Origin of the sequence: Pseudomonas sp. NPDC077649 (assembly GCF_044542855.1) — a bacterium.
Lineage (GTDB): Bacteria > Pseudomonadota > Gammaproteobacteria > Pseudomonadales > Pseudomonadaceae > Aquipseudomonas.
Genome location: NZ_JBITVF010000011.1, coordinates 1 through 11,541, shown reverse-complemented (window position 1 = coordinate 11,541; position 11,541 = coordinate 1). Strand labels below are relative to the sequence as shown.

Genomic DNA, 11,541 nt, shown 5'->3' with positions numbered 1-11,541 from the left:
CGCCACCGCCGGATACCCGAAATGACTGAAGCCGCCTTCGCCCCCAACGCCCATCCGCAGCCGCCCGCGGTGATCCTGCAGCTGCTGGACAAGCTCGCCGTGCCCTACCGGGTCTGCGCCGAGCGCCCCGGCCTGCCGGCCGCCGCTCGCCTGCAGGCGGTGCTGCTGGAGGATGCCGTGGGCGCCCTGCTGGTGCTCTACCCGCGCAGCCAGCTGCTCGACCTCGGCCGCCTGGCCGAACTCACCGGGCGCCAGCTCACCGCGGTCAAGCCGGAGCGGCTGGAGCGCATGCTCGGCAAGCACAACCTGGCGCTATTGCCCGGCCTGCCGCCGCTGACCAGCTCGCCCTGCCTGTACGACGAGCGCCTGCTGCAGGTGCCCAGCCTGCTGGTGGAGTCCGGCCAGCCCGGGGTGCTGCTGGAGATTCCCACCGAGGCCTACAAGACGCTGCTGAGCAAGGCCAGCGCGGCGCGCTTCGGCGAGCCGCTGAGCGCGATCAGGCCGAACCTCGACCGCCCCGACGACGACCGCGCCGAGATCACCCAGGCGGTGCAGGCCTTCACCGCGCGGCGCATCCAGCAGCGCCTGGAGGAAACCATCGAGATTCCGCCGCTGCCGGAGACCGCGCAGAAGATCATCAAGCTGCGCGTCGACCCCGACGCCACGGTGGACGACATCACCGGCGTGGTCGAGACCGACCCGGCGCTGGCGGCCCAGGTGGTCAGCTGGGCCGCCTCGCCCTACTACGCCGCGCCGGGCAAGATCCGCTCGGTGGAGGACGCCATCGTCCGCGTGCTGGGCTTCGACCTGGTGATCAACCTGGCGCTCGGCCTGGCCCTGGGCAAGACCCTCAGCCTGCCCAAGGACCAGCCGCAGCACGCCACGCCCTACTGGCAGCAGGCGATCTACAGCGCCGCGGTGATCGAGGGCCTGACCCGCGCCATGCCCCGTGCGCAGCGCCCGGAAGCCGGCCTGACCTACCTCGCCGGGCTGCTGCACAACTTCGGCTACCTGGTCCTGGCGCACGTGTTCCCGCCGCATTTCTCGCTGATCTGCCGGCACCTGGAGGTCAACCCGCACCTGCCGGCCAGCCATATCGAGCAGCACCTGCTGGGCATCACCCGCGAACAGATCGGCGCCTGGCTGATGCGCCACTGGGACATGCCCGAGGAACTGGCCTGCGCCCTGCGCTTCCAGCACGACCCCAGCTACGCCGGCGATCACGCCGCCTTCGCCAACCTGGTGTGCCTGGCCGTGCGCCTGCTGCGCAACCGCGGCATCGGCGCCGGACCGCAGGAAGAGATTCCCGATGAACTGTTCGAGGCCCTGGGCCTGAGCCGGGAAAAGGCCGACGACGCGGTGAGCAAGGTGCTGGCCGCCGAAGTGGCGCTGCGCGAACTGGCGGCGCAGTTCCAGCATCCGCACTGAGCCGACGCCGCCCGCGCGCTGCTCGCGGGGTCATGCACGGGCGCGCGTAGCTTGGCGCTGAGCGCAGCGAAGCCCAACGCGCGCGCAGCGCTCCGCCCGACGCTGCCGAGGCTTGCTCCGCCTAGCGCGCCTGGCGCAATTGCTCGCGGCGTTCGCCGAACAGCTGCGGTACCGCCGCCACGCTGGCGGCGAGCAGGCGGTTGACGCTGGCGTGCTCGTACAGCGCGGCATACTCGGCCAACTGCTCGCTGGGCATCTGCCGGTAGGCATAAAGCATGAAGGATTCCACCGCCTGGGCGCTGGACTGGCGAATGGCCGCGGCCTGGGTCTGGGTCTGCGCCTGCAGCTCGGCCTCGTCGAGGTTCTCGCCGCGCGCGCGCAGCGCCAGCAACGCCTGGGTCTTGCCCACCTCGTAACGCAGCAGGCTGGCCAGCACCGTGGTGTGCGCCGCCGCATCCAGACGCTTGACCAGTTCCAGGCGCACACCGCGCGGCGGCTGCGCGGCCAGGCGCTGGCGATACTCGACCAGGCCCTGCGGCTGCTCGCCGACCGCCCGTTCGGCGGCGGTGAAACGCCGCGCCAGCGGGCTGTCGAGGCGCTCGCGGGCCTGCGCCAGCTGCGCGGCATCGAGCTGGGCGCTGACCCGCTTGGCCAGCTCCAGGCACAGCGCCGGGCCGGCGAACAGCTGCCCCAGGCGCTGCTGCTCGGCCGGTTCCTGGCCGCGCTGCAGCAAGGGCGCGCTCTGCTCGCAGAGCAGATGGATACCGGCCAGTTCGAACAGCGGCAACAGCGCGTGGGGAGAGGCCGGCTCGGCCCGCAGCGAGGCGGCCGCCAGCAGCAGGAGGGGCAGGACGATCAGACGCATGGCCAGGCTTTCCACTGGGACTTGCCGGGCAGCCTAACCAAAGCGCGGCGCGCCGACCAGCGACGGCGCGCGCAACTGGGGATCAGGCGGCCTTTTTCGCCGAATCGACCTTCTTCTTCGGTGTCAGGTACTTGGTCAACCCCTGGAACCACATCACCAGCGCCGGGTTGCCCTGGATCTGGATGTCCTTGTTCTGGATGCCCTGCATGAAGGCCAGCTGCTTGTTCTTCGCGGTCATGGTGGCGAAACCATAGGCGGCATCCTTGAAGCCGATGGCGAAAGCGGGCTGACTGGCCGGGCCACGCTTGCTGCTGATGCGCTGGCCCGCGACGATGAAGTGGCGCGCCACCTTGCCGTCCAGGGTATGCAGCTGGAACACCATATCGCGGCCTTCGAGCTGCTGACGAAACGCCGGGTTGTCGCGACTGGCCTTGGCCATGAGGCGGCCCAGCATCCACAGGAGAAAACGGAATTTCATGCACAGGCCCCAATGATCGAAGATGATGGCCGCGCATTGTAGTGGTTTTCTTGCAGGACTACAGCCTGCCAAAAGCACGGTGGGGACGCTGAAGGCGCCGGCTGCGTCGTACGCACCCAGACGGGAGAGGCCCGGAGCCGAGCGGCTCCGGGCGACAGGCTCAGTTGACCGCGTCTTTCAGGGACTTGCCCGGTTTGAAGGCGACGGTGTTGCTGGCCTTGATCTTGACCGGCTGACCGGTTTGCGGGTTCTTCCCGGTGCGGGCGCCACGGTGGCGCTGGACGAAGGTACCGAAGCCCACCAGGGTCACACTGTCCTTGCGGTTCAGTGCACCGGTGATTTCTTCCAGTACGGCGTTGAGTACACGATTGGCCTGATCCTTGGTCAGATCAGCCTTTTCGGCGATGGCGGCGGCGAGTTCCGGTTTACGCATAGATGCCTCTTTGACGGTTTTTTGTTGTTGTGTCCGTGCTGTCCTTCCAGAACAGCGCCCAAGGCGCCGCAACAGCTCTGCGCTGCGGCAGACCCCAGGGAGAATGGCATGCCGCATCGCACTGCGCCAGTCTCGTCCGACACTTTGGCCGGGCATTTTCGTGGCGTATCCGACAGAACCGCCGGCAATCATGCCAACAGCGCCGGCAGCTCCCGGTTCAGCGCCAGTTTTTCCTGCACGGCGCTGCCGGTCAGGGCGTAGCCCAGCAGGCTGCCCGCGGCGTCGCGGCACAGCGCCTTGATATCGCCGCCGCTGCCTTCCACCGTCCACTCGCCCTGGCTGCCGCGCGGCGGCGGCGACACCACCAGCGGGCACACCGGGGTCTTCACCGTCACCGGCATGGGGCCATAGCTGACCGCCGTCGGCTCGCCGGCCAGGGTCTTGGCCAGGGCGCGGGCGCAGGCCATCAGCGGCATCACGTAGAGCAGGTTGAGGCCGTCCACCTCGGCGCAGTCGCCGAGGGCATAGATATGGGCGTGGGAGGTCTGCAGCCGGCGGTCGACCACCACCCCGCGGCCCACCGCCAGCCCGGCGGCGGCGGCCAGCTCGATGCGCGGGCGCAGGCCGACGGCGGACACCACCAGGTCGCAGTCGATCAGGCTGCCATCGGACAGCAGCGCCTGCAGCGCCTCACCCTTGTGGTTGAGGCTGGCCAGCACCGGGCCGAGGTGGAACCGCGCGCCGAGGCTTTCCAGGCCGGCCTGCACCGCCGCCGCGGCGGCCGGGTGCAGCAGGCCGGGCATGACCTGCTCGCAGGGCGCCACCAGCTCGACCTGATAGCCGCCGGCGCTGAGGTCGTTGGCGAACTCGCAGCCGATCAGGCCGGCGCCGAGCAGCAGCACGCGGCGCTTGCCGGCCGCCGCCGCGCGAAAGCGTGCGTAGTCCTCCAGGTCGTTGATCGGGTAGATGGCGTCCTGCGCGTCGCCTTCCACCGGCACGCGGATCGGCTCGGCGCCCCAGGCCAGCACCAGGTCGCGATAGGCCACGGCCTCCTCGCCGATCCACAGGCGCTGGTGCTCCGGGTCGATGCCGGTGATGCGGGTGTGGGTGCGGATCTCGGCCTTGAGCTGCTCGGCCATGGCGCCCACCTCGGCCATCGCCAGGCCGTCGGCGTCCTTGTTCTTGCCGAAGCCGGTGGACAGCATCGGCTTGGAGTAGGAGCGCCCGTCGTCGGCGGTGATCAGCAGCAGCGGCGTATCGCCGTCCAGCTTGCGCCACTCCTTGGCCAGGTTGTAGCCGGCCAGGCCGGTGCCGACGATCACCACAGGTGCACTCATGTTCACAACTCCTCGCTTCGCATACGACGCGACGGCCCGCGGGCCGTCGCCATTGATCCAGTGAAAGAAACCGCGCCGCTCAGGACACTTCGATCATCTCGAAATCCGCCTTGCCCACGCCGCAGTCCGGGCATACCCAGTCGGCGGGAATGTCCTCCCAGGCCGTGCCGGGATCTATGCCCTCTTCGGGTAGGCCCTCGGCCTCGTCATAGATGAAACCGCAGACCACGCATTGCCACTTGCGCATCGCCCTCTCCTTCCGCGCCCGCTCACACCGACCCTACTCCAGATAGGGTTCGCCAGCCAAGCGCGCGGCGCCCCCTCCAGACGGAGGTTGGGGCGCCGCATGGCCGTAATCGGTACGCAACGTGACGCCCTCGGATATGTCCGCGGGCCGGGGTTGAAGCAGTATCCAGGGCCTCCCGGGGAAAACCGGGCGATTCCAACAAGAAAGCACGAGGCCACGCACCGATGAACGCGATTCTCTCCGCGGCGATCCTCGCCCTCCTCGCTCTGACCTTCTGGGTGCTGCTGCGCTGGGGCCGGCTACGCTGCACCGGCAGCGAGCCGGTGGGGCTGTTCACCTTCCTCGCCATCCTCTTCACCTCGGGCCTGGACATGGGCCTGATCATCTTCCCGCTCACCGAATTCCCGGTGTACGCCAGCGAGGCGCCCTACCAGTTCTCCAACCCGCTGGCGGTGGCCTTCGGCTTCTGGGGCTTCCTGGTCTGGCTGCTGTACTTCATCACCACCTTCTACTTCTGCGTGATCGAACCCAAGGTCAAACTGTTCGAGCTGCGTCCGGTGAAGCTGGTGAACAACCTGGTGATAGTCGCCACCTGCGCCTTCACCGCCTACCTGTTCCTGGTCAATATCGCCTGGTACGCCCCCGAGGTCGGCGAGGCCTGGCAGTACCTGACGGTGGTGGCGATCCTCCTGGCGGCGATCTACTCCAGCACCGATATCCGCTACCTGAAGATCCTCAGCGTCGCCTCCACCTGGCTGTTCTTCGCCCTGATCCTGGCCATGGCGCTGGTCGGCGGGGTCGGCCCCGAACATTTCGCCGCGGCAGCGGCGGCCATCGGCAGCGGCTACTTCGCCGAGCTGCCGCGCTTCGTCCTGCCGCTGAGCGACTACCACGCCTTCTACCTGTTCTGGTGGTTCGCCTGGAGCATCATGATCGGCCAGTTCGTCTCGCGCTTCGTCGGCGGTCTGAAGACCTACCAGCTGCTGCTGGCGCTGCTGATCATCCCGTCGATTCCGCTGGCGATCTGGTTCGCCGTGCTGCACCACCATTTCGCCGAGAACATCGCCATCGCCCCGCTGTGGAAGCTGGCGATGCTCGCCGTGGGGGTGATCTTCGTGATCAACTCGGTGGATTCGCTGGTGCGCCTGTACAGCGACAACCTCGGCCTCAGCGTGCAGCGCCTGGGCCGCGGGCGCTTCCTGGCCTGCCACTTCACCCTGCTCGGCGCCCTGGTGCTGGCCTTCAAGTTCACCCCGTTCGAGATCCACTGGGTGGGCCTGACGGTGATCGGCCTGTACGCCGTGACCCTGGTCCTGCTGCTGCGCCGCTGCCGCCCGGCGTTGCGCGGCATCGGCGCGCCACGCCCAGGCGTCAGTCGAGCTTGAGCACCTTGGCCAGCACCACCTTGGGCCCCTTCATCTTCTTGACGATGATGCGCAGGCCGTCGGTTTCCAGCACCTCTTCCTCCTCGGGCATGCGCTTGAGGTAGTCGTAGATCAGCCCGGCCAGGGTCTCGGCCTCGATATGGTCGAGGTCGACGCCGAGCAGGCGCTCGACCTTGGCCAGCGGCGTGTCGCCGCGCACCAGCAGCTTGCCCGGCTGGTAGGCGAGGATGCCGCGCTCGGCCTTGCGGTGCTCGTCCTGAATATCGCCGACCAGGGCCTCGAGCACGTCCTCCATGGTCAGGTAGCCGATTACTTTGCCGTCGGCCTCCTCGACCAGGGCGAAGTGCGCGCCACCCTGGCGGAACTGTTCGAGCAGCTGCGACAGCGGCATGTGCCGGTTGACCCGCTCCAGCGGGTGCATCAGTTCGCCCAGCTTGAGCGCCGAGGGCAGCATCTCCAGCAGCGACAGGTGCAGCAGCAGGTCCTTGATATGCAGCACGCCGACGAACTCGCCCTTGCTCTCGTCGAAGATCGGGTAGCGGCTGTACTTGTGCCGGCGGAAGGTGGCGAACACCTGGTCGAGGCTGGCGTTGAGCTCCAGGTACACCAGGTCCTCGCGCGAGTTGGCCCAGTCCACCACTTCCAGCTCGCCCAGCTCCACCGCCGAGGCCAGCACGCGCATGTCCTGGTCGCTGGGCGCGCTGGCGCGGCTGGAGTGGAGGATCAGCTTGAGCTCGTCGCGGCTGTAGTGGTGCTCGTGGTGCGGCCCCGGCTCGCCCTGGCCGGCGACGCGCAGGATGGCGTTGGCGCTGGCGTTGAGGACGAAGATCGCCGGGTACATCAGCCAGTAGAAGGCGTACAGCGGCGCCGCCGTCCACAGCGAGAGCAGCTCGGGCTTGCGGATCGCCCAGGACTTGGGCGCCAGCTCGCCGACCACTATGTGCAGGTAGGAAATGATCGAGAACGCGGTGAAGAAGGCGATGCCGTGCACCAGCTTGGGCGACTCCACGCCCAGGGCGCCGAGCAGCGGCTCGAGCAGGTGAGCGAAGGCCGGCTCGCCGACCCAGCCCAGGCCCAGCGAGGCCAGGGTGATGCCCAGCTGACAGGCCGACAGGTAGGCGTCCATCTGGTTGTGCACGGTGCGCAGGATATGCCCGCGCCAGCCGTGCGCCTCGGCCAGGGCGTCGACCTTGGTGGCACGCAGGCGGACGATGGCGAACTCGGCGGCGACGAAGAAGCCATTGAGCAGGACCAGAAACAGGGCGAACAGGACGAGGCCGAAGTCGGCGAAGTAGGTGGAAACGGAGAGGCTCGTGGAAGGGTCCATGGGGATTCGGGTTGGCCAATGACCGCTAGAGGGTGGGGGCTGGCGCGACGCTTTGCAAGAGCCGAGGCGGCCTCAGCGGACGCGCTGCACCACCTGCGCCGGGGCGAAATGACAGGTGAAGGTACTGCCCTTGCCCGGCACGCTGACGATCGCCAGATTGCCGCGATGGCGCAGCAGCACGTGCTTGACGATGGCCAGGCCGAGGCCGGTACCGCCGGTGTTGCTGGCACGGCTGGAGTCGACCCGGTAGAAACGCTCGGTCAGCCGCGGCAGGTGCTTGGCCTCGATGCCCATGCCGGTGTCTTGCACGCTGAGGTGCGCGCCCTGCTCGTCGCCCTGCCAGCGGATGCGAATCTCGCCGCCGGCCGGGGTGTACTTCACCGCATTGAACACCAGGTTGGAGAAGGCGCTGCGCAACTCCGCCTCGCTGCCCTTGAGCCTGAGGTGCGGGTCGGCTTCCAGGCTGATGCGATGGTGCTGCTCGCCGGACAGCGCCTGGGCGTCGTTCTTGATCGACAGCAGCAGCAGGTCGACCGCCACCGGCTGGTTGTCCGAGGGGTAGTCGGTGGCCTCCAGCTTGGCCAACAAGAGCAGGTCGTTGAGCAGCGTCTGCATGCGCGCGCCCTGCTGCTGCATCTGCTGCAGCGCCCGCAGCCAGCGCGGATTGACCGCCTCGACGTTGTCCAGCAGGGTCTCCAGGTAACCGGCGATCACCGTCAGCGGCGTGCGCAGCTCGTGGGAGACGTTGGCGACGAAGTCCTTGCGCATCTGCTCCAGCTGATGCAGGCGGGTGACGTCGCGCACCAGCAGCAGGTGCTCGCGGTTGCCGTACTGGGTGATATGGAATTGCAAACGACGGCGGTCGTTGACCGGCGAAGGAATCTCCAGCGCCTCGGCATAGTTGCCGCGCTCGAAGTAGTCCTTGAAACGCGGGTCGCGCACCAGGTTGGCGATGGGCTGGCCGCTGTCCTGCGGCGTCTTCAGGCCCAGCAGGGTCTCGGCGGCGCGGTTCCACCACTCCAGGTTGCCCTGGCTGTCGAGCATCACCACCGCGTCCTTGAGCGCCGCGGTGGACTCTTGCACGCGATCGATCACCGCCTGCAAACGGCCGCGCGCCTTCTCGTTGCGCCGCTGCAGGTGATAGATGCTGTCGAACACCTCGCCCCACAGGCCGTAGCCGTCCGGCGGCGGCTCGTCGGGTTTGTGCTCGCGCAGCCACTTGTGCAGGCGCAGCAGCTGGCTGAGGGTCCAGCCCAGGTGGACGGCCAGGCCGGCGGCCAGGGCCCAGGCATATTCGCCGGTGACCAGGCCCAGCAGCAGGCAGGCGCCGATCAGCAGCAGCAGGCGACGCACCACGGCGCCACGCCAGTCTTGGTTCACGATGGAGCGCATCCTTGTCAGCAGAGCGCGTGCGCAGAAGCTCCGCGCCAGCGATCAGCCTTTGGTGGAGAAACGATACCCGGTGCCGCGCACCGTCTGCACCAGGTTTTCGTAGGCATCACCGAGGGCCTTGCGCAGGCGGCGGATATGCACGTCGACGGTGCGTTCCTCGACGTAGACGTTGCCGCCCCAGACCTGATCGAGCAGTTGGCCGCGGGTATAGGCCCGCTCCTGGTGGGTCATGAAGAACTGCAGCAGGCGGTATTCGGTGGGGCCCATCTCGGCGGGTTTGCCGTCGATGGTGACGCGGTGGCTGATGGGGTCGAGCAGCAGGCCGCCAACCTCGATCGGCGCCTCGCTGTCGCTGGGCCCGGCGCGGCGCAGCACGGCCTTGAGACGGGCGACCAGCTCGCGCGGGGAGAAGGGCTTGGTGATGTAGTCGTCGGCGCCGACTTCCAGGCCCTGGATCTTGTTGTCCTCTTCGCCCTTGGCGGTAAGCATGATGATCGGAATGTCGCAGGTCAGCTCGTCGCGCTTGAGGCGGCGGGCCAGCTCGATGCCGCTGGTGCCGGGCAGCATCCAGTCGAGCAGGATCAGGTCGGGTTTGCGGTCGACGATGACGGCATGCGCCTGCTGGGTGTTCTCCGCCTCCAGGCACTCGTAGCCGGCCATCTCCAGGGCCACCGCGATCATCTCGCGGATCGGTGCTTCGTCGTCGACGATCAGGATGTTCTTGCCAACCATGGGTACCGCCTCGGTTCGTTCATCTGTCTGCGCCGCATTAGATAACGGAATTATTGCAGCGATATGACAGGTGCGCGGCCTGCTTCAGCGCCAGGCGTAGTCCAGCACTATGCCGACGAAGATCGCCAGCCCCGCCCAGTGGTTGTGCAGGAAGGCGTTGAAGCAGGCCATCGGCTTGCGGTTGCGCGTGGCGTGGTACTCCCAGGCGAAGCAGGCGGCGGCGACCAGCAGGCCGGCGTGGAAGCAGAGCCCCAGCTCGAAACGCGCGCCGGCCAGCAGCAGGCAGAGCAGCGTCAGTCCCTGCAGGGTGGCGATGATCAGACGGTCGGCGTCGCCGAACAGGATGGCGGTGGACTTGACCCCGATCTTCAGGTCGTCCTCACGGTCGGCCATGGCGTAGTAGGTGTCGTAGGCCACGGTCCACAGCAGGTTGGCGATGTACAGCAGCCAGGCCTCGGGCGGCAGGCTGCCGGTCTGGGCGGTGAAGGCCATCGGCATGCCCCAGGAGAATGCCGCGCCGAGCACCACCTGGGGGTAGAAAGTGTAGCGCTTCATGAAGGGGTAGCAGGCCGCCAGGGCCAGGCCGCCGAACGACAGCCAGATGGTCGCGGCGTTGGTCAGCAGCACCAGGCCGAAGCTCAGCGCCACCAGCACGGCGAACAGGATCAGCGCCTCGCGCGGCTGGATCTTGCCGCTGGCCAGCGGGCGGGCCCGGGTGCGGCTGACGTGGCCGTCGAAGTTACGGTCGGCGTAGTCGTTGATCACGCAGCCGGCGGCGCGCATCAGGATCACGCCGACGACGAAGACGAACAGGTTCTTCGCGCTGGGCACGCCTTCGGCCGCCACCCACAGCGCCCACAGCGTCGGCCACAGCAGCAGGTAGATGCCGATCGGCTTGTCCAGGCGCATCAGCTGGATGAAATCCCAGGCGCGCGGGTGCAGGCGGGTGGTCGATTGCAGCAGGCGGGTGTACATCGAAGCGTCTCCGGGCAGATTGCGCGGATTATACGGGGGAACAGAATCGCGGATGGCAACGGGGAATGCTGGGAGGCGCTTTAGCGACGACGGTGACAACTGCGGCTGCGGCTGCATGGATGCAGGATGCCCAAGCCGAAAGCCCCTCCCACGAGGCCGTTCAGATATCGATCCCGGCCGCCAGCCAGAAGGCCGGCAGAAAGACTTCGGCCACCAGCACGCCGAGTGCACCGCGACTAAAACAGGAGCGCCGCGCCCACAGACGCTCGGCGCGCGCCTCTTGCGGCAGCCAGGCAGCGGGATAGCGACAGGCCTGCAGCTCGCCGCGGTCGAAGGCGCGATCGCTGAACAGCAGCTCGCCGAGCGAACGGCTGCCCAACTCGGCCAGGTTCAGCCCGGAGCCTTCCAGCACGCTACGCGCGGCGACGCTGCGGGCGAATACCCAGGGCTGGCCGTGGCCGCACAGGTACACCTCGCGCACCCAGCCCTGGCTGCCCTCGGCGACGCCGAGCGCGGCGCACTCGTCGCTGCGCAGGCGCTGCCAGCCCTCGTCCAGCGGGGTAACGGAGAAACCGTCATGCGACAGCGCGGTGAGGCGGCGGGTCAACGAGTCCTGGTTGAACAGCCAGTCGCGCACCCCCGCGGTCGGCTGCGGATGCAGCTGGGCGCAGGTCAGCCAGCGCGGCGGATGGGCAAGGGCAGCGTGGGGCACGAAGGACAATCACCACAGAACGAAAGCGCGCGAGTCTAGCACGCGGCAGTTAGTCATTCGTGGATCAAAACGCATAATGCCTCGTCCAGGCGGCTCTGCCTGTAGGAGCTGTGGAGCGAGCTTTGCTCGCAAAGCTTTCCCGGCGCAAAGAAGAAACCCCAGACCGCGTTGGCGATCTGGGGTTTCGTATAGGAGCTTGACGATGACCTACTCTCACATGGGGAAGCCCC

12 protein-coding genes are annotated in these 11,541 nt (G+C 67.9%); 2 read left to right on the top strand and 10 right to left on the bottom strand.

Going from position 1 to position 11,541, the window contains the following annotated elements; all coding sequences use genetic code 11:
• Positions 1-21: 21 nt before the first annotated feature.
• Positions 22-1,428: an aminoacyl-tRNA deacylase and HDOD domain-containing protein gene (locus tag ACIGFL_RS22935; protein WP_397498668.1), complete on the top strand. Its 1,407-nt coding sequence runs from the start codon at positions 22-24 to the stop codon at positions 1,426-1,428.
• Between the two features lie 121 nt (positions 1,429-1,549).
• Here the strand turns inward: ACIGFL_RS22935 and ACIGFL_RS22930 are convergent, their stop codons facing one another.
• From ACIGFL_RS22930 to rd, 5 genes are all read right to left on the bottom strand, one after another.
• On the bottom strand, positions 1,550-2,293 hold the full coding sequence (locus tag ACIGFL_RS22930; protein ID WP_397488894.1) for a hypothetical protein: 744 nt from the start codon (positions 2,291-2,293) through the stop codon (positions 1,550-1,552).
• Positions 2,294-2,375: 82 nt separating this feature from the next.
• Positions 2,376-2,771 carry a helicase gene (locus ACIGFL_RS22925; RefSeq protein WP_397498667.1) on the bottom strand — a complete coding sequence of 132 codons (396 nt, stop codon included), beginning with the start codon at positions 2,769-2,771 and terminating at the stop codon, positions 2,376-2,378.
• A gap of 160 nt (positions 2,772-2,931) precedes the next feature.
• Positions 2,932-3,204, bottom strand: coding sequence for an HU family DNA-binding protein (locus tag ACIGFL_RS22920; protein ID WP_003242571.1), 273 nt, complete (start codon positions 3,202-3,204; stop codon positions 2,932-2,934).
• A gap of 188 nt (positions 3,205-3,392) precedes the next feature.
• The gene (locus ACIGFL_RS22915) at positions 3,393-4,541 is read right to left on the bottom strand and encodes an FAD-dependent oxidoreductase (RefSeq protein WP_397498666.1); all 1,149 of its coding nucleotides are present in this window, start codon (positions 4,539-4,541) and stop codon (positions 3,393-3,395) included.
• Between the two features lie 79 nt (positions 4,542-4,620).
• Positions 4,621-4,788, bottom strand: a complete 168-nt coding sequence (gene rd, locus ACIGFL_RS22910) for a rubredoxin (protein WP_021443301.1) — start codon at positions 4,786-4,788, stop codon at positions 4,621-4,623.
• A gap of 224 nt (positions 4,789-5,012) precedes the next feature.
• Between rd and ACIGFL_RS22905 the strand changes: the two genes are divergently transcribed.
• On the top strand, positions 5,013-6,173 hold the full coding sequence (locus tag ACIGFL_RS22905; RefSeq protein WP_397498665.1) for a BCCT family transporter: 1,161 nt from the start codon (positions 5,013-5,015) through the stop codon (positions 6,171-6,173).
• On the opposite strand, the gene ACIGFL_RS22900 is transcribed toward ACIGFL_RS22905, so the two are convergent.
• The 5 genes from ACIGFL_RS22900 to ACIGFL_RS22880 all read right to left on the bottom strand — a co-directional run bounded on the left by ACIGFL_RS22900 (position 6,160) and on the right by ACIGFL_RS22880 (position 11,311).
• Positions 6,160-7,500, bottom strand: coding sequence for a hemolysin family protein (locus ACIGFL_RS22900; protein WP_122110065.1), 1,341 nt, complete (start codon positions 7,498-7,500; stop codon positions 6,160-6,162). The genes ACIGFL_RS22905 and ACIGFL_RS22900 overlap by 14 nt on opposite strands.
• Before the next feature lie 72 nt (positions 7,501-7,572).
• The gene (gene phoR / locus ACIGFL_RS22895) at positions 7,573-8,892 is read right to left on the bottom strand and encodes a phosphate regulon sensor histidine kinase PhoR (RefSeq protein WP_021443304.1); all 1,320 of its coding nucleotides are present in this window, start codon (positions 8,890-8,892) and stop codon (positions 7,573-7,575) included.
• 42 nt (positions 8,893-8,934) lie between these two features.
• Positions 8,935-9,624 (bottom strand): phosphate regulon transcriptional regulator PhoB, encoded by a 690-nt coding sequence (phoB, locus tag ACIGFL_RS22890; RefSeq protein WP_003464641.1) that lies wholly within the window; start codon positions 9,622-9,624, stop codon positions 8,935-8,937.
• Between the two features lie 84 nt (positions 9,625-9,708).
• Positions 9,709-10,599, bottom strand: coding sequence for a 4-hydroxybenzoate octaprenyltransferase (gene ubiA / locus ACIGFL_RS22885; RefSeq protein ID WP_397498664.1), 891 nt, complete (start codon positions 10,597-10,599; stop codon positions 9,709-9,711).
• 160 nt (positions 10,600-10,759) lie between these two features.
• The gene (locus tag ACIGFL_RS22880; protein ID WP_397498663.1) at positions 10,760-11,311 is read right to left on the bottom strand and encodes a chorismate--pyruvate lyase family protein; all 552 of its coding nucleotides are present in this window, start codon (positions 11,309-11,311) and stop codon (positions 10,760-10,762) included.
• Between the last annotated feature and the right edge of the window lie 230 nt (positions 11,312-11,541).